General features: G+C 37.6%; 23 protein-coding genes and 1 pseudogene. 11 read left to right on the top strand and 13 right to left on the bottom strand.

From position 1 onward, the window contains the following. The first annotated feature begins 72 nt into the window (after positions 1-72). Positions 73-540: a Holliday junction resolvase-like protein gene (locus PYV58_RS20120; RefSeq protein ID WP_034615380.1), complete on the top strand. Its 468-nt coding sequence runs from the start codon at positions 73-75 to the stop codon at positions 538-540. Between the two features lie 192 nt (positions 541-732). Here PYV58_RS20120 and PYV58_RS20115 read toward each other — a convergent pair whose 3' ends face one another. Further along, positions 733-1356 (bottom strand): class I SAM-dependent methyltransferase, encoded by a 624-nt coding sequence (locus PYV58_RS20115; protein WP_004718217.1) that lies wholly within the window; start codon positions 1354-1356, stop codon positions 733-735. A 183-nt stretch (positions 1357-1539) separates the two neighbouring features. Here PYV58_RS20115 and PYV58_RS20110 point away from each other — a divergent pair, with 183 nt between their 5' ends. After that, positions 1540-2130, top strand: a complete 591-nt coding sequence (locus PYV58_RS20110; protein ID WP_004818701.1) for a hypothetical protein — start codon at positions 1540-1542, stop codon at positions 2128-2130. 79 nt (positions 2131-2209) lie between these two features. Beyond that, the gene (locus PYV58_RS20105) at positions 2210-2617 is read left to right on the top strand and encodes a protease inhibitor I42 family protein (protein ID WP_004718213.1); all 408 of its coding nucleotides are present in this window, start codon (positions 2210-2212) and stop codon (positions 2615-2617) included. 95 nt (positions 2618-2712) lie between these two features. Here the strand turns inward: PYV58_RS20105 and PYV58_RS20100 are convergent, their stop codons facing one another. Both PYV58_RS20100 and PYV58_RS20095 read right to left on the bottom strand, forming a co-directional pair. Next, complete coding sequence (locus PYV58_RS20100; protein ID WP_004818703.1) at positions 2713-3270, bottom strand: hypothetical protein; 558 nt, start codon at positions 3268-3270, stop codon at positions 2713-2715. Between the two features lie 29 nt (positions 3271-3299). Continuing rightward, on the bottom strand, positions 3300-4076 hold the full coding sequence (locus PYV58_RS20095) for a class I SAM-dependent methyltransferase (RefSeq protein WP_034615383.1): 777 nt from the start codon (positions 4074-4076) through the stop codon (positions 3300-3302). 89 nt (positions 4077-4165) lie between these two features. Between PYV58_RS20095 and PYV58_RS20090 the strand changes: the two genes are divergently transcribed. Continuing rightward, positions 4166-5455, top strand: a complete 1290-nt coding sequence (locus PYV58_RS20090) for a hypothetical protein (protein ID WP_004818705.1) — start codon at positions 4166-4168, stop codon at positions 5453-5455. A 77-nt stretch (positions 5456-5532) separates the two neighbouring features. On the opposite strand, the gene PYV58_RS20085 is transcribed toward PYV58_RS20090, so the two are convergent. Together PYV58_RS20085 and PYV58_RS20080 are read right to left on the bottom strand one after the other, a co-directional pair. Beyond that, positions 5533-5976, bottom strand: coding sequence for a hypothetical protein (locus PYV58_RS20085; RefSeq protein WP_034615386.1), 444 nt, complete (start codon positions 5974-5976; stop codon positions 5533-5535). Positions 5977-6098: 122 nt separating this feature from the next. Then, positions 6099-7202 (bottom strand): fatty acid desaturase, encoded by a 1104-nt coding sequence (locus tag PYV58_RS20080; RefSeq protein WP_034615390.1) that lies wholly within the window; start codon positions 7200-7202, stop codon positions 6099-6101. Between the two features lie 83 nt (positions 7203-7285). Between PYV58_RS20080 and PYV58_RS20075 the strand changes: the two genes are divergently transcribed. After that, on the top strand, positions 7286-7984 hold the full coding sequence (locus PYV58_RS20075) for a TetR/AcrR family transcriptional regulator (protein ID WP_034615433.1): 699 nt from the start codon (positions 7286-7288) through the stop codon (positions 7982-7984). 35 nt (positions 7985-8019) lie between these two features. Further along, positions 8020-8976 carry a 2-hydroxyacid dehydrogenase gene (locus PYV58_RS20070; protein ID WP_034615392.1) on the top strand — a complete coding sequence of 319 codons (957 nt, stop codon included), beginning with the start codon at positions 8020-8022 and terminating at the stop codon, positions 8974-8976. A gap of 148 nt (positions 8977-9124) precedes the next feature. Here PYV58_RS20070 and PYV58_RS20065 read toward each other — a convergent pair whose 3' ends face one another. Together PYV58_RS20065 and PYV58_RS20060 are read right to left on the bottom strand one after the other, a co-directional pair. After that, positions 9125-9778 carry a hypothetical protein gene (locus tag PYV58_RS20065; protein WP_034615395.1) on the bottom strand — a complete coding sequence of 218 codons (654 nt, stop codon included), beginning with the start codon at positions 9776-9778 and terminating at the stop codon, positions 9125-9127. Positions 9779-9983: 205 nt separating this feature from the next. Next, positions 9984-10697, bottom strand: coding sequence for a hypothetical protein (locus tag PYV58_RS20060; protein WP_004818715.1), 714 nt, complete (start codon positions 10695-10697; stop codon positions 9984-9986). Positions 10698-11010: 313 nt separating this feature from the next. On the opposite strand from PYV58_RS20060, the gene PYV58_RS20055 reads away from it, so the two are divergent. Then, positions 11011-11403: a hypothetical protein gene (locus tag PYV58_RS20055; protein WP_034615398.1), complete on the top strand. Its 393-nt coding sequence runs from the start codon at positions 11011-11013 to the stop codon at positions 11401-11403. 54 nt (positions 11404-11457) lie between these two features. Here the strand turns inward: PYV58_RS20055 and PYV58_RS20050 are convergent, their stop codons facing one another. After that, positions 11458-11841 (bottom strand): hypothetical protein, encoded by a 384-nt coding sequence (locus tag PYV58_RS20050; protein ID WP_034615401.1) that lies wholly within the window; start codon positions 11839-11841, stop codon positions 11458-11460. Positions 11842-12243: 402 nt separating this feature from the next. Between PYV58_RS20050 and PYV58_RS20045 the strand changes: the two are divergent. Beyond that, positions 12244-12393 (top strand): annotated as a pseudogene (locus PYV58_RS20045) (integrase core domain-containing protein); the annotation flags it as partial. A gap of 45 nt (positions 12394-12438) precedes the next feature. Here PYV58_RS20045 and PYV58_RS20040 read toward each other — a convergent pair. The 4 genes from PYV58_RS20040 to PYV58_RS20025 all read right to left on the bottom strand — a co-directional run bounded on the left by PYV58_RS20040 (position 12439) and on the right by PYV58_RS20025 (position 16469). Further along, positions 12439-12870 (bottom strand): hypothetical protein, encoded by a 432-nt coding sequence (locus tag PYV58_RS20040; protein ID WP_275059649.1) that lies wholly within the window; start codon positions 12868-12870, stop codon positions 12439-12441. Between the two features lie 53 nt (positions 12871-12923). Continuing rightward, complete coding sequence (glyS, locus tag PYV58_RS20035; protein WP_034615408.1) at positions 12924-14993, bottom strand: glycine--tRNA ligase subunit beta; 2070 nt, start codon at positions 14991-14993, stop codon at positions 12924-12926. After that, positions 14993-15970, bottom strand: a complete 978-nt coding sequence (glyQ, locus tag PYV58_RS20030) for a glycine--tRNA ligase subunit alpha (protein WP_004718182.1) — start codon at positions 15968-15970, stop codon at positions 14993-14995. The genes glyS and glyQ overlap by 1 nt, the downstream gene beginning before the upstream one ends. A gap of 106 nt (positions 15971-16076) precedes the next feature. After that, complete coding sequence (locus tag PYV58_RS20025) at positions 16077-16469, bottom strand: hypothetical protein (RefSeq protein WP_034615411.1); 393 nt, start codon at positions 16467-16469, stop codon at positions 16077-16079. 68 nt (positions 16470-16537) lie between these two features. Between PYV58_RS20025 and PYV58_RS20020 the strand changes: the two genes are divergently transcribed. Further along, positions 16538-17002, top strand: a complete 465-nt coding sequence (locus PYV58_RS20020) for a hypothetical protein (RefSeq protein ID WP_227504253.1) — start codon at positions 16538-16540, stop codon at positions 17000-17002. Continuing rightward, on the top strand, positions 16999-17631 hold the full coding sequence (locus tag PYV58_RS20015; protein WP_034615413.1) for a hypothetical protein: 633 nt from the start codon (positions 16999-17001) through the stop codon (positions 17629-17631). The genes PYV58_RS20020 and PYV58_RS20015 overlap by 4 nt, the downstream gene beginning before the upstream one ends. Here PYV58_RS20015 and PYV58_RS20010 read toward each other — a convergent pair. Beyond that, entirely contained in the window at positions 17607-18125 is a 519-nt protein-coding gene (locus PYV58_RS20010; RefSeq protein WP_034615415.1) for a 3'-5' exoribonuclease, read from the bottom strand. The two genes, PYV58_RS20015 and PYV58_RS20010, sit on opposite strands and share 25 nt — an antisense overlap. A 153-nt stretch (positions 18126-18278) precedes the next feature. Here PYV58_RS20010 and PYV58_RS20005 point away from each other — a divergent pair, with 153 nt between their 5' ends. Beyond that, positions 18279-19763 (top strand): FAD-binding oxidoreductase, encoded by a 1485-nt coding sequence (locus PYV58_RS20005; protein ID WP_034615417.1) that lies wholly within the window; start codon positions 18279-18281, stop codon positions 19761-19763. The last annotated feature ends 194 nt before the right edge of the window (positions 19764-19957 follow it).

Here is a 19957-nt window from a genome sequence, read left to right as displayed (position 1 = left end):
CATATAGGTTATACATGACAAAACTTTAGTAGTTGTTTACATTGTGCAAGATATCGAGTTAGAGGAAAAAGCATGTCCATCTGGATGGCGATGTTAATTGGTGCATGTATTGGCATCGTTTTAACCACAATCGTGTTATCAAGTACGCGTAATGGCAAAATCAAAGCAGAGTATGAGCAATATATTGCTGAGTTGGAATTGGAGCATCAGCAGACTTTAGCAAGCGCGCAAAAGCGTAGTGTAAATACCAGTCGTGCTGTGTTGAAAGGCAAGATGGCGGAACAACTGGCACCAATCATGCCTGAGTTTCGTTATTTACCCAGTGATGCCAAGTTCTTAGGGGATCCTATTGATTATGTCGTGTTTGATGGTTATACCGATTTTCGAGATGGTGAAGGTTTGGCTGAAGATATTGAAGTGGTGCTGATTGATATTAAGAGTGGTGGGGCACGTTTGACCAAAGGGCAACAAGCGATTGCTCAAGCAATTCAAGATGGGCGAGTCCGCTTTGAAACGATTCGGATTGATTTTGAAGATTAGAAGGTTGAAGTGTTGTTGCATCGAGTGTGTAGATTTTTAGCCTAAATCAAAAAGCAAGGTCCTTTTCGACTTTGCTTTAGATCAAGTGAAAAGGACACTGTTTTCAAATTGTGGGTGAAAGTCGAAACGATCTTGTTTTTAACCGAGATTGAGTGAGGTTAAAATTTCTCTATTCTCTTCAATGGCGAAAGCTTAGAGCTTGTGTGCTCTGGCCATAAACATACGTCGTCCAATTTTTGGCAGATCCTCAGCATCAAAATAATATTTTTCAGAAAACTTAAAATTGGCGTTTAAAAGTTCAAGTTCGATATTACGGTTTAAGTGACATCCATCGGCAATAACTTTTTGTATAGGCGTTAAAAGATCTTGCAGTTTTTTTAAGGTATTATTGTCATGATATTGAACGTGTTCAATTAGATGCAGTGTCCCTTGAGGCTTTAAAACACGATAAATTTCTTGAATGGCTTTGTCTAAATTGGCAATGCTACACATGGTCCATGTACTGACGATATTTTCGACTGAATGATCTGCAAAAGGCAGCTTTTCTGCGCTGGCTTGAATGTGTTGCACATGAAAGGGCGCATCAAATACCCGTTTTTGAGCAAGTTGATAGACATCTCGGTTTGGCTCAAGCGCATAAACTTGATCAACCTCTTGGTAAAATGGCAGGTTTAAACCTGTACCAAAACCGATTTCTAAGACTTCACCTCGAACTTTTCCAAGTAATTCTGCACGTCCATCCATCATGCTGGGTGTTTGCATCACTTGATTGAGCAAATGCGGGAAAATACGTTGTTGGTAAAATTTATAAATCATCATTGTATGCAATTATAGGAATATAAGCTAAATTCTAACCAAAGCCTGCTTTGAATATAAGACAAAAATAGGACGAAATCTCTGTATTTTGTTACCGAAACTCGATTTTTATTTTAAGTTTTTATATTAATACTAGGATTATAGATTTTGTACAGTTTTTAAGTGTGGTTTGAGGAGCATGATATGAGTAAAAAGTTAATCTGTGCAGCGTTGATGGCACTGAGTGCTTTTCAGGTCTATGCCTTTCAATCTACTGATTCTTCTAAAGTTTCAAAAGCCAACCCAGCATTTAATATTGCCAATGGTTTAGCACCAATCGACCAACATCAGAAAATTTCCGTTTTGGAACCTTTTCATGGTGAATTTCGGATCCTCGGTTCAAAAGAATATAAGGATGATGAGCAAGCAAAATTTTCTCCAATTGATTATGCGGTAACTCGCGGTTTATTTACTGAGCCTGAAATTGCCCGTCAGATTTCGATCAATCAATATGATCGTTTCTTAAATTGGAAAATGGCTCGACCACCAATTCCTGCTCAATTGGCAACTCAATTGGTCAGTAATATGCATATTATTCCCGCTAACCCTGAAATTGCTCAACAAATCAAACAGGTAAAGCGTGGTGATTTAGTTCGTTTAACTGGTGATTTGGTTCAAGTGAATGATAAAGATTTGGTGTGGAAATCTGCTTTGGATTGGAATGGTGTCGGTGATGGGGCGTGTAAACTGATTCGGGTGAATTCTATTCAGTGGTTGGAAAAGCAAAATATCTAAATTCAAATTGAGCCACATCAGAGAAGATGATATGGTTTGCTATAATTTTAGCCAGTTTGAATCATAAAGAGTGTGATAAATGAAAGGTTTAGTGGGTTTTACTTTGTTGGTTTGCAGTTTGGGCTTAGTCGCTTGTCAAAGTTCAAGTCCTACAGTGGAAGGTAAAACACATGAGTATACATTGAAACAAAAGTGCCCAACTTTGATGGATATGAAAGTAGGTGAAGTGCTTGTATTCAATGCACCTGAAAACCCAAGCACAGGTTATCAATGGCAGTTATTACAACCACTTAAAATATTTAAAACAGAAGAAACCTATTTGCAAAATGATAATGAAGAGGGAGCAGTGGGTGTCGGTGGCACCAAGACTTTCCGTTTTAAAGCTGAAAAACCAGGACAAGATTATATTGAATTGGTGCACGTTCGTTCATGGGAATCTTCAAAACAACCTGATCAACAATGGCGTTGTCGTATTCGGGTTTCTTAGGATTTCACTTTAATTGTACTGGTTTAAACATGATTAGCGATTCTTCTCTTGTGCCATTTGATCTGGCACAAGAGAAGATTAAAGCATTAGTTTTTTTATTTTTTATCAGTCAATTGTTTCCAGTGATCAAGTTGCTCATCAGCGCTTAACATTTCTCCCATACCTTTGACTGCATCACTTGGATTTTTCAGTTCACCATCTGCAGATTGTTTTTTCTCATCATAGACTTTGGCTTGATTTTCCCAATATTGATAGCGTAACCCTTGAATATAGCGTCCTTGTTCGGTTTTTAGATCCAGTTGTTTAAGCATATTCAGCGCAGATTCAATGCCATCACGTTTGAGCTGACGATCTATTTCTTCGGTAAGAGTGCCATCTGTTGCACGTTTTTTTAGGTCAGCTTCTAAAGCATTATTATTTTCGGTAAATTTCTGATCATATTCTTCAAGTAATGCGATATCGTGAGCATCATCGGGTGTACTTGGAAAGCTTTTAATCGGTTTGGTTTTCAATTGATCCATGATCTCTTGAGAGGCATCTTTCGGTTCAGATGAATTGTTTTGCTGTGGGCTATCTTTAGGAGAACATGCTGCCATGAAAACGACGGATGTAAGTAAACCTGAAAGGAGTAAAGGGCGAAGTATTAAATTCATGATAAACATTCCTCATTAAAGCGTTTCGATTAGCGCAGTTTCCTAAAGTTATAAACATAGGTGACATAAGGGAAGTCTATTTCATCTTGCGCATGTTTACCCGTATATTCCAAGACAATATGTTCGAATTTGTGTTTCAGCGAGAGTTGCTGTTGTTCTGGCATCGCTGCAATAAAACTGGTGGATAATAAGCGCTTGCTGACCACATTTTCCACGGTTCCCGTTTGTACTTGTGAAAAGACTTTGGCTGTTTCAAGCTGGAATAAAAATTGATTTTCAAACGCCAACTTCCATTGCCCACTATGGTAACGTGGTGTGTCTCCTTCGATCGTTGCGAGCAGATCTGCCAATGCTTTAACCCAGTCTATCGTCTCATCGCGCTGGTTCCAGACCAAACCAAGATGACCCTCAGGTTTTAAAATGTGGTGAATTTCATTCAAGGTTTCAATATTGGCAAACCAGTGAAATGACTGTGCGCACAAAACAGCATCAATACTTTCAGATTCTAACGGAATTTGATCACTCTTTGCTTGAAGCGTTTGTACATCAGGATGTACTATTTTCAATTGTTCCAACATTTCTGTGACGGGCTCGACAGCAATAATATTGGGCGTTGCTTGTTTGAGGTAAGGGAGAAATTTTCCAGTACCTGCGCCTAAGTCAACAACGCTTGAATCTGGGCCAAGGGCTAAATCTTCTTTTAACCATTTGACCACGTCTTGTGGATAATTGGGTCTGACTTGTTGATAAAGTTCAGCAGCAGTACTGAAGCCTTTTTGAGCAGCAGGATGTAGGGAATGTGTCATATTTTGCGCTTTTTTATCTGACTAGACTCTATAAAATATGACACTTGAAGCAATCAATAGGCAAGTGCCTATTTATTTAATTTCAGCCAATGATAGAGCTAGTGCTCGGTGTGCGAATGGATAAGCAAATAATTTTTGAAGATGATCATATTAGAGCAATCTATTTACAAGGCGATTCTGACACTTTAGTCCTGTCATTTGGTGACTTGATTTCTAGAGCTAAAGGACTTTCCATCAATGCTGAAAAGTCTTTGATGAAATATAACTATGCCGTGGTTGGGATTATGCCAAAACAGAAGTCTTGGTTTCCTGCCTCAAGCATGGCTGCATTGTTAGAGCATCTAGATCCCATTTTAAAACAATTTAAAAATATCGTGGGTTATGGCGGTTCGATGGGTGGCTATGCGGCAATCAAATATGCCAAAGCTTTAAAAATGAATCGTGTTGTTGCCATGGTTCCGCAATATTCAATCGATCCTTTAGAGGTTGAGGACAAGCGTTATACAGATTTCTATGATGCTGAATTAAATGCGGATATGCGTATTCAGGCACAAGATATCGTTGCAGACTGTGAATACATCATTGTTTATGACCCTTATTTTGAAAATGATAAAGAACATTATTTAAAAATTAAGCCATTGATCCCTCAATTGCATACGTTACATTTACCGTATACTGGTCATGATGCGATTGCAGTTTTAGCTAACTCTGCGTTACTACATGATTTTATTGAACGTGAATACGATCAAACTTATTTTTATAAGCAGATTCGTGAAGTAAAGAAAAACAGCAAATTTTATTATCGAAGTGTGATTGCTCACTTATTGGGGACACATAACGAGGCTTTGGGTAAAATTCTAAAAGGTACAGATATCCAACTGGATAGTACTTTCTTTGATGCCAGTTTAAAGCAGACCATTACGCGTATTTTATTGACCAATAAGCGAGTGGATGAGCAAGATTTGCAGAAACTGGGTATTCAAGTCAATTTTGCTTTTGAAGATAAAACGCAGCTACAAGACAGTTTTGGCAATATTTTAGTATTTAACGTGATCACGCAAAAGCTAGAAAGCTATGATCAACAAGTGATTGATGTGAATGGAAAATACATTATTCCATTGCATGTTGAAAACAATGGTTTGGCACAAGTCGAGATCAAAAAGCAGACCTATTTGATTTGTATGAATGATCGCCGTGTGACCAAATTATTTAAGCAAGATGAAGCTTTGTCTTTGGATATGAATCCAATTGTGATTAAAAAAACCACTGACTTTTATGTGTTGACCTATAAAAACTTTTATATGAGTTGCGATATTCAAGGTTTGGTGAGTTTTGATGATGAAAGCTTAAATGAGTTTTGCCACTTTAAAGTTGCTTAAAGTCAGCGGTTGAGCTGAAATATCATTTGGTGTCTAACGATTTCACATTTGAGCTATTTAAATAGACAGATACAGCTTTAGTTACATTGCTTTAAATAGGCGATTGGAAATAAAGCAGTATATTTTTTAAATTCATTTTGAACGTCTAAATCACTGACTTTATAGACTTCGCTGGAATGTTGATAAACATCAGTCACTGCTGCCAGAGAACCTTCTTCACCGTCTTTATAATGATAACGGAAGGTTTTTTGCGTGGCATGGAGCAGTTTTTGCTTCATGGGGGGGTGATGAAGGAAGGTATAATTAAACACACGATTTTCCATTTCCAAATAATATCGAGCTTGAATACGACAACCCCGATTTAATTTAATCAGTTTAAATTCATTTCCCTCAGAACTTCTAAACTCAGCTTCATCTAAGTTATTTATTGATTGTAAAACATATGCTTTTGCATAGACTGGTGAATATAAGCTAAAACCAAGCAGAGCGAGCATAAGTGATGGATAAGCTGTCCAATTCATTGTAAGGTCTTTTTTGTTGATTGTTTAACTCACTATAAGGCGTAATCAGGTGTTTTAAAATATAAAAAATCCATGTCAGAGGTCTCTATCAACTCATAAGACGAAGATACCAGTTATCAAGTTTAGAACCTACGATTCGCTCGTTTAAACGTCCCAAAGTCATTAAAACGGACCCCATTTTCTTGCATCACTGGATAGCAGTCTTGAGCAATGGCTTGACGAATATAAAATGGATCACGTACAACAAAATGGTGAATGGCATGTGTGCCAGCAAAATTAAAACAAAAGGCCTGTAAAGGTTTCATCCGCCAATCTGTCCAAACCTGACATTGCTGAACGATATTGCCATCTTCAACATCGCCATAATAATGCATATTGGAACTGGTAAAATGCAGACTTAAGGTGCGTAAGAAATTTGGTGCTGCAATGCTAACGGCATAAAACTTTGTGGTTTTGTCTGCAAGTCTCCATAAGTTATTTTTAGGTTGCGCTATGCCTGTGGCTTTCATTGCTAATTTGGCAGCATTGATCAATAAGAAACCATGCCATAAGGCATAATGAATATGTCCAAAGGGTGCATAACTCGCAGAAAGTTTTGCTTTTAATTTAAGCTTATCTGCTTGGGATAAATGCTTTTGCGCATGAATAAAACGCTTGGTGGTTTTCATCATGGTGATGGGGCGTAAATAGATCGCCAACATATTGTCACCAGTCATCAGCAAACGTTTTAAGCCCCATTGATCACCATTGTTAATACCGCGTTCTTCTAAATCTGTTTTGGTGCCCGATGATTTGTGATGATGTAAATGTACCTCGCGACGTATCCACGGGTTTACGGTACTTGGGCGAAATGCATAAACAGCTGCCAACATGGCATCATTGATTTTTTTGTTTTTACGGTAATACATTTGGTGAATAAGATCATGTTCTAGCTCATGTAAGAGCGACATCCAAAATGCAGAAAGCGGAATTGCCACATACCAAGGCATTTTCCCTCGAGTGTATTGTGTTATATTGAAAATAATCCCTGTTACAGCTGTTACAAGGATGGCTAGGCCAATTTGGTCTTGGTGCTGAACCAGCCAAGGATGACGTTCACGTAATTGATTTCCAGCTTCCAAAATTGTTTTACGAATTCGGTGGCTACGTTGTTCATCTTCTGGATCAGCAAAAAGTTTAGTTTTGCTTTGTATGGACATTTGTACATCGGAAAGGGGTAAATTCATCTTCGGTTTCCTCTATATTTTTGTAGTACGACAAGGAAGTTTTTTAAAACCAACATTTGTTGGTTTTTATGAGAGATTATCTGATGATTAAAATAACGTCAACGTCAGTTTTAAAAAAAATGACGAAAAAGGTGAGCCAACCAAAACAAGAACGTTCCCAAAAAAGAATGGATAAGATGCTGGCAACCACGCAAGAGTTACTGTTATCCATTGGAATTGAAAAGATTTCGATTCCTGAAATTGCCAATGCATCTGGCGTTCCGCGGACCAGTATTTATCAATTCTTTCCGACGAAATACGATATTTTTCGTCATATTGCACTGACGCATTTAAATGATTTAGTCAAACAACTCGGACAGGCTGCTGTTCGAGTGTTGACGGAAAATCCAAATGCAGCCATAGAAGTATACGGACAGCTACTCTCTGAAAGTATGATTCGTACCACAGCCAAATATTTTAATGAATCTGAAACGGCAAGCTTGTTGATTTTAAGTGGACCTTTTACCCGGCAAGCTTATCTGGAATACCAAATAGAATTAAAAAAAGTCAGTCATGGCGTCCGAAAAGCACTGGAAATGATTAACGTCGATAAATATGTACCACAGGAGCCTGATACATTGACGATTTTAATGGAATTGGTTTTTACTTGTATGAAGCATGGTTATTACAACGAAAGCTATATTTCTGAAGCCATTATTCAAGAGGCCTACCGTATGACCAATGCATACTTATTGGCTTTAAAAAATAATTCTTTTGGTTTTCCAGAAGCATCTGCTTCGTAAGTATAAAACTGGCTCTCTATCATTAAGGAAAAGCAATGAAAGCTGTATTTTTAGATTATGAATCTTTAGATAAACAGGATTTGGATTTTAGTCTGTTAAGCGCAGCTTTTGATGACTTAATACTTTATCCATCGACCACAGCAGAACAAGTTCTAGCACGGATTCAAGATGTAGACGTGGTGATCAGCAATAAAGTGATTGTGAATGCTGAGGCGATGGAACAATGTAAAAATTTAAAATTGATTTTGATTTCGGCCACGGGGACCAACAATATTGATTTAGATTTTGCACGATCCAAAGGTATTGTGGTGTGTAATTGTCAGGGCTATGGCACATCTGCAGTTGCCCAACATACACTGACGTTAATGTTGGCATTAGCAACATCTTTACTTAAATATGAGTATGCAGTTAAACAAGGCGAATGGAACAAGTCGCCAATTTTCTGCTTACTGGATTTTCCAATTGTCGAATTATCTGGAAAAACCCTTGGCATCATTGGTTATGGTGAGCTTGGTCAAGCGGTTGCCAAGTTGGCAGAAGCTTTTGGAATGAAAATTTTGGTCGCATCATTACCCAATCGACCAACGCATAAGGATCGAACACCTTTTGCCGAATTGCTTACTCAAGTCGATTTTCTTTCTTTGCATTGTCCTCTAACAGCGGAAACACGTGATTTAATTGATGCTCAAGCCTTTGATAAAATGAAAAATTCTGCTTTCTTAATCAATTGTGCGCGTGGTGGTATCGTTAATGAACAGGCTTTAGCAGACGCATTAAGACAAGGCAAAATTGCAGGTGCGGCAACAGATGTACTTTCTGTTGAACCGCCGACACAAGGTAATGTTTTACTTGCACAAGATATTCCAAACCTGATTATCACACCGCATAGTGCGTGGGGCAGTGTTGATGCACGTCAACGTATTGTGAATCAAATGCTTGAAAATTTTGAGGCATTTAAGCAGGGTAAAGCGATTCGTCAGGTGAATGGCTAAAGGGCCGAGTTAAAAACACAATGAAAAAAGGCGCAATTAAAAGGCATCGTTAAAAAAGTACAGTTAAACAGCTATATGTGTTTACTGCTATCAGCTTACATGGGTAGCGCAAGGTGTGGAGATCAACGGATTAAGTGTGTTTAGCTGCTTATCTTGGTACACCAACCTCATCATCTGTTGAGCTTTGTGTATTGGTTGAGTTGGTGTCTTTTGAGCCTGTGGTATTGGCGTTGACATCATGCTCTTGGTTCTCGATTGGTAACGACTGTTTTTTAATTTCAGGTTCTTCTTGCGCATTGTTGGGTAATTGATTTTGAACTGCGGGTTGAACAGGTTGTGTGGTGATCGGCGTATTTTGAACGTTTGTTGTCGTTACAGCAGTTACAGTATTCGCCGTATTGGGTGTGGTCGAAGATTGGCTTAAACTGCCTTGTTCAATCGGTACATTTAAACTGGTTTTACCCATTACTCGATCTTTGGTTTGCTCAACTTTTTTTACCGCAGTATCTATGCCTTGGCGGGTACTATCACGAGCCTCAGTGGCTTTTTCAGTGGTATATTTTTTGGTATTTTCAATGGTTTCATCCAAAGACGGTTTAATTTTTTGAATCCCTTTTTCGGTCGCATCACCTACTTTTTCAGCGGTATTCTGTACAGCTTCACCGGTCTTATGTGCCAATACTTTAAAAATATTTGGATTATCACCATATGGCTGGGTTTGATTTTGAGTATTGGTTTGCGCATAGAGTGATGGTGTTGCAAGTATTGCAGTGATCACACATAGACTTTTGATCATCTTCATGATGTTTTGATCCCTTTATGATGATTGTAGCGATTCGCTCAGTGCTAATTGGGATTATGATACTGTTTTATTTAGATAAAAAGTAAAATGGAAAGAAAAATCCTACAGCAAGAAAACATATGTATACATTGCATACCAAATTACTGGCAGATGTATAAGAAAAGCTCACCTAAGTGAGCTTTTCTAAATGGGCATTAAATTTAAATTATTTTGTAGCAACTTTAGCGTCTGTAGATACGGCGACTTTAGCGCTACCTACTGGTGTTTTCACATGGGTTTGTGAATTTACTTTTGCACCTGTATTTGCTGGTTTAGGTTTAACTAAATCCTTGGTTTTCTGCCAAGTTTTACTTGTTGCTGATTTGGTTTTGTCTTTTACTTTAACAGCTGCTTCTTTGGTGTTATGACCCGCTTCAGAACTTAGTTTTTTGGTATTTTCCCACGCACCTTTCGTCGCAACTTTACCTTTGTCTATGCCTGTTTCCACACCTGTCCCGACTTTATCAGCAGCATGTTTAGTGCCGTCCCATGCATCTTTAGATACATCACGGGTTTTATCGACACCTTTTTCCACACCTGTCCCGACTTTATCAGCAACATTTTTAGTGCCATCCCATGCATCTTTAGATACATCACGGGTTTTATCGACACCTTTTTCAATACCTGTACCTACTTTAGCAGCAGTATTCTTGGTGCCATCCCAAGCGTCTTTAGACACATCACGGGTTTTATCAACACCTTTTTCAATTCCATTACCCACTTTGTCTGCTGTGTTATGGATACCTTGACCAATGTTGCTTAGAATGCCTCCATTGGTTCCGACTTCAGCAGAAGCATTTGCACTTACATCTGTATTGGCAAAAAGAGGAGAGCTGGCAAGAAGTGCTGTGGCGATCACTGTTGTTTTAAGCATTTTCATAATTAGTTTTATCCTGTACCTGAATGAGTTCAAGTTTGAGTGTTGCCTATAATAATGTGAAATATGTATAAAAATAGTCTTTGAGATAAAACAGCAACAGCTTATCTACAGAGTTTTAACAATAGTGTAAGAATTGTGAATGAATGTTACGGCCAGATGTGTTTGGGGGAATTGAGCGTTTTTACTTTTTAAATTCTGATGTTTATAAGAATATGAGAATGATGATAAAAGCATTTTCAGTAAGAATTTCTAGCTTGTTATTAAAACAAAAACGACATAAGCTTTGGGTTAAATTGTTGGTTTAATCATCATAATGAAAAATATAATAATCTTGATATTTCTCACCTTTATATTGAGTTTCAAACCCAGTTTTGCCTGTGGCTGTGGTGATGAATTGTCTTCCAGCCATCAAATAATGAGTTGGATTGTGATGGGCGTGGTTTTTTTAATTTATTTGATTCCAAGCTTTTATTTTGCAAAATATTTTAAGAAATATCAGCTATCTATTGGACATCTGATTTTGTCTCATGTGCTGATGATTGCGATGCTCTACGCAATGATGAATTCGTTTAAATTGGGTTTAAATCCAATTTATTATTGGTTTAATCATTACCTCCCAAATAGTTTCATATTTGCTGCGATTGGACTCATTGACATCCTTGTTTGGATTTATCCCGTGATTTATGTGGCTAAAAGAGCGAAATGATTGTGCATTTTAGCCCTTTTAACTTCAACGACGTATCAAAGTGAAGTGCCGAGATTAATTACATTTTTCCAGATTTGATGCTTTAAAGTTGTTTTTAAGTGAGTTGAAGTTTTTAAGCTTTTCCGCGTCTTTGGGGTCAAAAACAGTTTGTTTATTTTCGACTTCAGCATCTACATTTGAAAATGCAGAGATGAGCTGATCACCTTTAAAAATCCAATGTTCTGTGGCTTTTCCTGTTTCAAAGTTGCCAGTAAATTCGATGACACAGTTGTCTGTTTGTTTGATGAGTTTGGCAAGGTTATGTTTTGTGCTTGGTTCAGCAGAGATATTTTTATGTTGTTCTAAAACAGTTGGAGCGTTTGGATTGGTGGGTGTAGTTGAGCAGGCTGTGAGGACGATCGCGATTAAAGGTACAGATAATAATATTTTAGAATTCATATGCTTTTGATCTTAAACTTAACTTGATCAATTGAGTCTATACAATGTATTGGGAATATTTAGTTTTAGATTGTTAATTTTTATTGTTATCTTTTCAGTTATTTATGCGTTTTGGAAAGCGGAGACTAAAAATAAACCCGCTCGAAAGCGGGTTATAATTTATATTTCTACTTAGTGCTGTAACACCGAAATATCAGCAACGCTTGTAAACAAGTCATGTAACTGTGCAAGTAGACTTAAACGAACCTCACTAAGCCTAAATCTTAGGTAAAAGAATAGCAGAACAAAAGCACTTAAAATTCCGCTTAATACGAGCCAATCTTTTTTAAGTATGTCTACAAGTCGTATGACTGAAAAATAAAGACTACTAAAAAGACCAAAGCAAAGATGATTAAAACCAAAGGATTATTGAAGAATGAATATTTACTTTAAAAACCAAGGAACCTTGAAGATGCTAGACAAATGGTTGTAGAGTCTATAGAAATTTATAATGTTCGTAGTCCGCATATGTCGTTAAAATACAAAACGCCCGATGAAATTCATCGAGCGTTTGTGCGCAATAAGTGTCAATTTATTTCAGGACTAGATAAACTTAAATCATTCTATTCTTTGAATTCGTTCTACATGATCTGACGAATCATAAGTAACTTTTAGCACTATTTTATCTCCTCTAAAGTCAGATGAGGTGATGTCATCATCGTTGCTGATTAGACCTAATGGGGTAAAATTAACGGCTAAACTTTTAAATAATTGTTGTCCAAAAATTTTAGTGATATTCGTTTTAGAACTTTTATAATATGTGAGAATATCAACTCTTTTATCACCTACAAAATGACTTGATGTCGGTGTATTTGCATGAGTTAAAAATTTGCTTCGAGACATCCCAATTACACTAGGTTTAGTTTTTTGACTATTTTCGATGTGAGATTGAGTACGATTAACTGGAGTTGAAGAACAGCCATATTGCCCAATAGATAAAATAACAAAAATGAAGGTTATAATAATTTTTTGCATTAAATGATCATCCAAATAAAACCCCACTATAACTAGTAGGGTTTTTTATTAATTTACAGATGCTTAACTTAGTGTTGTAACACCGAAATATCAGCAACACTTGTAAACAAGTCACGTAACTGTGCAAGTAAACGTAAACGGTTTGCTTTGAGTTCTGCATCATCTGCCATGACCATCACATTCTCAAAGAATGCATCAATCGGTGCACGAAGCGCAGCCAACTTAGAAAGCGCAGTGGTGTAGTCTTTCGCGTCCAAAAGTGGTTGAACCGCAGGTTTGATATTTTGAATCTCGGTATAAAGCGCCTTTTCAGCATCTTCAACCAATTTAGTTTCAATAATCTCACCTGTAGGTGCAGCTTCTTTTGCCAAGATATTGGCAACACGCTTATTGGCAGCAGCCAAAGCAGCAGCTTCTGGCAAGTTACGGAAATGATTTACCGCTGTCACACGCTTATCAAAATCAAGAGGTGATTTTGGAGAAAGTGCTTGAACAGCCTGAATCACATCAACCGCAACACCTTGGTCTTCGTACTTAGCACGGTAACGACCTTCAAGGAATGCGACAGCATCGGCTAAAGTCTTCGCATGATCTTTCAATACATCGCCATAAGCAGCCAAAGCAAGCTTGATCAGTTCTTCAATCGAAACATCAAGATTATTTTCAGTCACCAAACGCAAGATACCAATCGCAGAACGACGTAAAGCAAATGGATCTTTCGAACCTGTTGGTGCTTGGCCAATCCCGAAAATACCTGTGAGGGTATCTAAACGATCAGCAAGGGCAATGGTTGTACCTGTTTTCGTTTTTGGTAGAACATCACCAGCAAACTTAGGTAAATATTGCTCACCTAAAGCTTCAGCAACTTCATCATTTTCGCCTTCAATACGTGCATAATAAGTTCCCGCGATTCCTTGAAGTTCAGGGAATTCACCGACTAACTCTGAAGTTAAGTCACATTTTGCAAGCAGTGCAGCTTTTTCAGCATCAGTAGGATTTGCACCCGTGATTGCAGATAACGCCACAGCCAATTTTGCAATACGTTCAGACTTGTTCCAAAGTGTGCCCAATTGTGCTTGGAAGACCATATTGGCTAATTTTTCTTTACGAGAAGCAAGGGGTTGCTTTTGATCTTGTAAGAAGAAAAACTCTGCATCAGACAAACGAGGACGTACAACTTTTTCATTGCCTTCAATGATTTGAGTTGGATCTTTAGACTCAATATTGGAAACAGTAATGAAATAAGGCTGTAATTTATGTGCTGCATTGACCAAACAGAAATACTTCTGGTTGTCTTGCATCGTGGTAATCAAGGCTTCTTGAGGTACCGCAAGGAAACGTTCTTCAAAGCTTGCACGTAGCGCAACAGGCCATTCAACCAATGCAGTCACTTCATCACGTAGATCAGCAGGAACGATGGCAATCGCATTGACTTCATCAGCCAAAGCTTTAACTTGTTGGTCAATGATTGCTTGACGCTCTTCAAAAGAAGCTACGACATGTGCTGCTTTTAATTTCGGTAAATAATCATCTGAATTTGTGAGTGAAATCGCTTCAGGCGCATGGAAACGATGACCATAGGTCAGATTACCCGCTTTATGATCCTGAATCGTTGCATCAATCACATCATTGTCTTTTAACAAGACGACCCATTTCACTGGACGAACAAATTCAGTACGGCTTGCCGCAGAACGCATACGTTTTGCGATGGGTAGATTATCCAGTGCTGTTTGTAAAATTTGTGGAAGTAAAGCGTCAAGACTTTGACCTTTCACATCTTTTAAATAGCAAACTTTTTCAACTTTACCTGCTTGGAAAGTTGATACTTGATCCGCAGTAATGCCTTGACCACGCATAAAGCCTTCTAAGGCTTTAGTTGGTTTGCCTTCTGCATCATAAGCAGCTTGTAGGGCAGGGCCATCAAAACGCTTTTGAGTGTCTGCTTGTGCACCATCAACATTAACAATTTTTAATGCCAAACGACGTGGTGCTGCATAAGCTTCAATTGAATCAAATGCCAAACCTGCGTCTTTTAAACCTTTAACCGTTTCAGCTTGTAACGCATCACGTAAAGTTTTTAAGCTTTTAGGCGGTAATTCTTCACAGCCAAGTTCGAATAAAACTGTATGTTTAGACATTATTTATTCTCCTCAGCTTTTGCTTCTGCTTCAACTTGTGCCTTTAACTGTGCAAGCACTTCGTCACGTAAATGCGGTTCAGCCATTGGGAAACCGAGTTTGGCACGAGCAGCCACATAGCTTTGTGCAATAGAGCGTGCCAAAGTACGCACACGTAAAATATAACGTTGACGCTCAGTGACAGAAATAGCACCACGTGCATCGAGTAAGTTAAAGCTGTGTGATGCTTTGATGACTTGCTCATATGCTGGAAGTGGAAGTTCCGCTTCCATTAAACGGGTTGCTTCAGCTTCATAAAAATCGAAGAGTTCAAACATTTTTTCAACGTTGGCATATTCAAAGTTATAAGTTGATTGCTCTACTTCATTTTGATGGAACACATCACCGTAGGTGACTGTACCAAATTGACCTTTGGTCCAAACCAAGTCATAAACTGAATCGACGCCCTGCAAGTACATTGCCAGACGTTCAAGACCGTAAGTGATTTCACCTGTGACTGGGTAGCATTCAACCCCACCAACTTGTTGGAAGTAAGTAAACTGAGTCACTTCCATACCGTTTAACCACACTTCCCAACCTAAGCCCCAAGCACCCAATGTTGGCGATTCCCAGTTGTCTTCTACAAAACGAATGTCATGTGTAAGCGTATCAATACCAATTGCTTCTAAAGAGTCTAGATACAGTTGTTGGATATTGTCAGGGTTGGGTTTAAGCACCACTTGGAATTGATAGTAGTGCTGCAAACGGTTTGGGTTTTCGCCGTAACGACCGTCTTTAGGACGACGTGAGGGTTGAACGTATGCTGCGTTCCATGTTTCTGGCCCAAGCGCACGTAAGAATGTTGCAGTGTGGAATGTCCCTGCGCCCATTTCCATATCGTAAGGCTGTAACACCACACAACCTTGTTCAGCCCAGTAGTTTTGTAAGGCAAGAATTAAGCCTTGGAATGTATCAATATGCGATATGGCGCGACTCATGCAGCATCCACTATAAGTATTAGAAAAAATTGGTTCTAAGTATAAGGATTTTGGGGAGGTGTGGCAAAGGTTAGTCTATAAATATTGATTCTTATCGCAGATCAACTTATGTACATTTTTTCAGATTTTCTTTTGAGATAAAACTTTTCATTTCTTTGGCCTCTTTTCTTATTTTCATTTCCTCAATGTGCTCTTCAATTTTTGCATCTGGAGCATCGCTATTGATTACGGGTTCCGAGCTTGAATTTTCAGATATTAAAATGAGATCGTCCCTAAAAAAAGCCCAATCTTTTTCTATTGTTGGTGTATTTTTAGAAGTGGTTTTTGCTTTTAAGATACAGATTTTATCTTTTTTAATTAGGGTAAGTTCAAGTGTGCTTGATGGTTCACCCGTCATTGCAATTTGCTTTGCTTCTAAAATTACAGGTTCATTTGATGTACTACATGCAGCAAGGAAAAAAGAAGAAGTTAAAATGATGGAATGGGTTATTTTGTTCATTGGTAAAATTAAATAAGTTAAATTATATATTTGATATTAACACGGAAATTTTAAATATTATGTATTTAATGGATTATGAGCGTAAATTCAAAAGTTGGCAAAGCTATCCAGAGCTACCATTTGGTTTATCTTTTTTGATCGACGAATTCGCGTTAGAACACTATCTTTCCCAACGCATAACTTTTTTGAAAGGCTTTGAAGCCACTGAATTTGCTCGACTCATGTATAAAGAAATGCCTAAATCTTTTAAGAATGAGCAATACTTAAATATTTCAGAAAGTTGGAATTCTGATCTTGAAATTGCGCAAGTGAGAGAATGGTTGTTTCAGCAAAAGATTCCTTTCGATCAAGATATTTACATGCTATATGATGAAAATGTAATCAAAACCCAATGGAAAGTTTTTGTGAAACACTGGGATATCTTTAGTTGGTCTGTTGGGATAAGTTTAAATATTGTGGATCAAACCAGAAGTTGGATGCTGGAAGTTCATCATGAACAAATCATGACTTTTTATTCAATGGTAATTAAATGAATTATTTAGAAATCATTGGTAAGAATTTAGTAGATGGTAAAAATGCACAAGATTATATTGATTGGGCTGTAGCAAAATTAGAAAATGGTTTTGAAACAGAATCTATTATTGCTTTGGTTTCTTTAATATTGGAAAGTTTTCCAGAGATCGGGTTAGCTGAAAAATATTTTCACGCATCAATAGACGAACTAGGTTTACCTTATCCAGATTCAAAAAAAGCAATTTTTGCTTACTTACAATTTTTTTGTGATGAAGTGTTGGGCGGTAAAATCCAGCCTGAACTTGCTGTAAATATTTTAAAAAATATTTGTGAAACGATTAGTGACAATACGGTGTGTGATGGTGTTTATCATCCAATAATGGATATTTGGTATTATCTAGATGAGGATTTATATATGCTATCTATCGATGAATTCAGCATGTTTAATATAGGTTTAAATCTTCTAAATATTGATGGTTATATTTTACAAGTGATACATCAATTCCAGTATATGTTGTCATTAAACCTACCCATAAACTTCATGGAACTTTCAATTAATCAGCAGAACATCATGTGGGATATGCGTGGTTATGAGGGGCGGGTTTTATATCTAGAAAAGACCAATCAAAACTTAATCTTCAATCCATAATCCTTTTTCATTGCCAATAAAGCTTCTGCATTGCCTTTGGCATCGTCCACAGGGTTATGGGTATGTGTTGTTTTACGTAAATGCTTAAAACTTTGAAAGCTATCTTTGACCAGTCCTTTATACAAACTGCCTAAATTTTGTGAACTAAATCCAAACGGATTACTGCCAGTAAAATGATGAAAATACCAACAGACAAACATCCAGTCAAAACCATTATTATCACTAATAAAGATAGGGCGATCTTTACTGACTTTACTCACCCACTTGGCAAAGTCTTTCATAACATGCTCAGGATTGTTAAAGCTTAGGGTTTCTTCACGACTAAAGCCTGAAACTGCGAGCGCTTGAGGAATATAATTTTCGGAAATTGGTTTAAGTAAACCGTAGAATTGTTGATGTAAGTGATCTTCGACCAACACTGCACCTAGCGCAATCATTGAGTAATCACCGGGAATTGGACCATCTGCTTCGATGTCCACCATAATATAAGCCATATATTCTCCTTATTTTAAGATATTGTTTTTATGCTGGAAGTCATTATAAATGATGATTTTGATCGCTGACAAATTTTATCGGTATTTTGCTTTTTTAATATTTATAGCTTATAAATTATTGAATAAATTTAAAACATTTTTAAATCATTCATTATGCAAAAAACACAGAAAAACAAACTTTGGCTAAGCCTTTTCCTTATTGTATTGGCAGTTATTTCTATTCCTGCGATTCATCTTTTTAAAACAAAAATCAATGAGCAACAGGGAATTGAGCATATTCCTACAGGTTATCGGGATGATGCCAGCCATCTTAATTTGACAAAAGTGCATAAAATTGTCGATGTAGAAAGTACACCCGAAGCGATTCAACAACAACTTAAAACTTTGCTTAAATATGCAAGTGAACATCATCTAAAAGTCTCGATTGCGGGAGCTAAGCACAGTATGGGCGGGCACACCATTTATCCTGATGGTATTGCACTAAATATGCTGCCCTATAACCACATGAGCTTTGATGAGAAGAGCAATATTCTCACGATTGGCTCGGGTGCAACATGGGAAGCGGCCCTTCGGTATTTAGACGGCTATGGTAAATCAATTGCAGTGATGCAATCTTTTAGTAATTTCTCGATTGGCGGTTCGATCAGTGTCAATGGGCATGGTTGGCAAAAGAATTCACCCCCGATTTCATCCAGTGTTGAATCATTTACCTTGATGAATGCGCAGGGAGAGATTGTAAACTGTAGTCGTACAGAACATCCTGAACTGTTTAAATTGGTGATTGGTGGCTATGGATTATTTGGTATTATTCTCGATGTAAAATTAAAAGCTGTGGATAATGTCGCTTTAACATTTCAATCAATTTCAGTATTACCTGAAGACTATGTAAACGCGTACCAAAAGATTGTCAGTAATAATCCAAATGTACAATTTGCTTATGGTCGTTTACGTATTTCAGATAAGCATTTTTTACAGCAGGCAACCTTAAACTATTTTGAAAAAATCGATAAAAAACCCTTAGCCTTGTCACAACAACAAAGTAAAAACGCTGAGACTAAGCGGATTGTGTTCCGTGGCTCTGTCGATAGTGAATACGGCAAACGGCTACGCTGGGATCTAGAAAGTAGTCTGAATTCAGTATCGCCTTATGCGACGTTTAGTCGCAATGAAATTCTCAGTGAAGATGCCGCTTTGATTGAAAATAAAGATATCCATTCAACCGATCTATTGCATGAATATTTTATTCCAAAGCAGCACTTGGCTCAGTTTATTCAAGATCTCAAGCCCGTTTTAAAAACGAAAAAAGTGGATCTACTCAATATCACGATTCGTGAAGTTGAACATGATCATGATGCATTTATGAATTATGCCCGAGAGGATGTTTTTGGCTTGGTGTTTCTGTTTAATCAAAAGAAGACCGCACAACAAGAGCAGGATATGCAACAACTGACTCAGCAATTGGTTGATATTACACTTAAAAACCAAGGCACATTTTATTTGCCTTATCGCTTACATGTGAGTCGCGACAAGATGCGTTTAGCCTATCCGCAAACCGACGCCTTTTTTAGTTTGAAGAAAAAATATGATCCAGAGGAGATTTTTAGTAATCAGTTTTATCTACATTATCGTGAGTCGTAAATGATGGTCTGGAGAATACTTTTAACAAAACCCAATAACAGCACCCTGCAAATACAGAAATTGCATAAAAAAACCAATCGCTCAATAGTTTCCATAGCGGTGTGGGTAATGACCCAGTAAAAACCAGATAGCCAATGATGCTGACAATTAGCCACATCAACAGTGAGCCGGCGAAAATACTGAAAAAATTAAGC

Source organism: Acinetobacter sp. TAC-1 (assembly GCF_029025845.1).
GTDB lineage: Bacteria > Pseudomonadota > Gammaproteobacteria > Pseudomonadales > Moraxellaceae > Acinetobacter > Acinetobacter guillouiae.
The sequence above is the reverse complement of the archived record's forward strand: the minus strand, read 5'-3'. Positions and strand labels throughout refer to the sequence as shown.

Bases quoted from the DNA above. Each gene is read 5' to 3' on its own strand.
- PYV58_RS20120 (WP_034615380.1), top strand. From the start codon at position 73: ATGTCCATCTGGATGGCGATGTTAATTGGTGCATGTATTGGCATCGTT.
- PYV58_RS20115 (WP_004718217.1), bottom strand. From the start codon at position 1,356: ATGATTTATAAATTTTACCAACAACGTATTTTCCCGCATTTGCTCAAT.
- PYV58_RS20110 (WP_004818701.1), top strand. From the start codon at position 1,540: ATGAGTAAAAAGTTAATCTGTGCAGCGTTGATGGCACTGAGTGCTTTT.
- PYV58_RS20105 (WP_004718213.1), top strand. From the start codon at position 2,210: ATGAAAGGTTTAGTGGGTTTTACTTTGTTGGTTTGCAGTTTGGGCTTA.
- PYV58_RS20100 (WP_004818703.1), bottom strand. From the start codon at position 3,270: ATGAATTTAATACTTCGCCCTTTACTCCTTTCAGGTTTACTTACATCC.
- PYV58_RS20095 (WP_034615383.1), bottom strand. From the start codon at position 4,076: ATGACACATTCCCTACATCCTGCTGCTCAAAAAGGCTTCAGTACTGCT.
- PYV58_RS20090 (WP_004818705.1), top strand. From the start codon at position 4,166: ATGATAGAGCTAGTGCTCGGTGTGCGAATGGATAAGCAAATAATTTTT.
- PYV58_RS20085 (WP_034615386.1), bottom strand. From the start codon at position 5,976: ATGAATTGGACAGCTTATCCATCACTTATGCTCGCTCTGCTTGGTTTT.
- PYV58_RS20080 (WP_034615390.1), bottom strand. From the start codon at position 7,202: ATGAATTTACCCCTTTCCGATGTACAAATGTCCATACAAAGCAAAACT.
- PYV58_RS20075 (WP_034615433.1), top strand. From the start codon at position 7,286: ATGATTAAAATAACGTCAACGTCAGTTTTAAAAAAAATGACGAAAAAG.
- PYV58_RS20070 (WP_034615392.1), top strand. From the start codon at position 8,020: ATGAAAGCTGTATTTTTAGATTATGAATCTTTAGATAAACAGGATTTG.
- PYV58_RS20065 (WP_034615395.1), bottom strand. From the start codon at position 9,778: ATGAAGATGATCAAAAGTCTATGTGTGATCACTGCAATACTTGCAACA.
- PYV58_RS20060 (WP_004818715.1), bottom strand. From the start codon at position 10,697: ATGAAAATGCTTAAAACAACAGTGATCGCCACAGCACTTCTTGCCAGC.
- PYV58_RS20055 (WP_034615398.1), top strand. From the start codon at position 11,011: ATGAAAAATATAATAATCTTGATATTTCTCACCTTTATATTGAGTTTC.
- PYV58_RS20050 (WP_034615401.1), bottom strand. From the start codon at position 11,841: ATGAATTCTAAAATATTATTATCTGTACCTTTAATCGCGATCGTCCTC.
- glyS (WP_034615408.1), bottom strand. From the start codon at position 14,993: ATGTCTAAACATACAGTTTTATTCGAACTTGGCTGTGAAGAATTACCG.
- glyQ (WP_004718182.1), bottom strand. From the start codon at position 15,970: ATGAGTCGCGCCATATCGCATATTGATACATTCCAAGGCTTAATTCTT.
- PYV58_RS20025 (WP_034615411.1), bottom strand. From the start codon at position 16,469: ATGAACAAAATAACCCATTCCATCATTTTAACTTCTTCTTTTTTCCTT.
- PYV58_RS20020 (WP_227504253.1), top strand. From the start codon at position 16,538: ATGGATTATGAGCGTAAATTCAAAAGTTGGCAAAGCTATCCAGAGCTA.
- PYV58_RS20015 (WP_034615413.1), top strand. From the start codon at position 16,999: ATGAATTATTTAGAAATCATTGGTAAGAATTTAGTAGATGGTAAAAAT.
- PYV58_RS20010 (WP_034615415.1), bottom strand. From the start codon at position 18,125: ATGGCTTATATTATGGTGGACATCGAAGCAGATGGTCCAATTCCCGGT.
- PYV58_RS20005 (WP_034615417.1), top strand. From the start codon at position 18,279: ATGCAAAAAACACAGAAAAACAAACTTTGGCTAAGCCTTTTCCTTATT.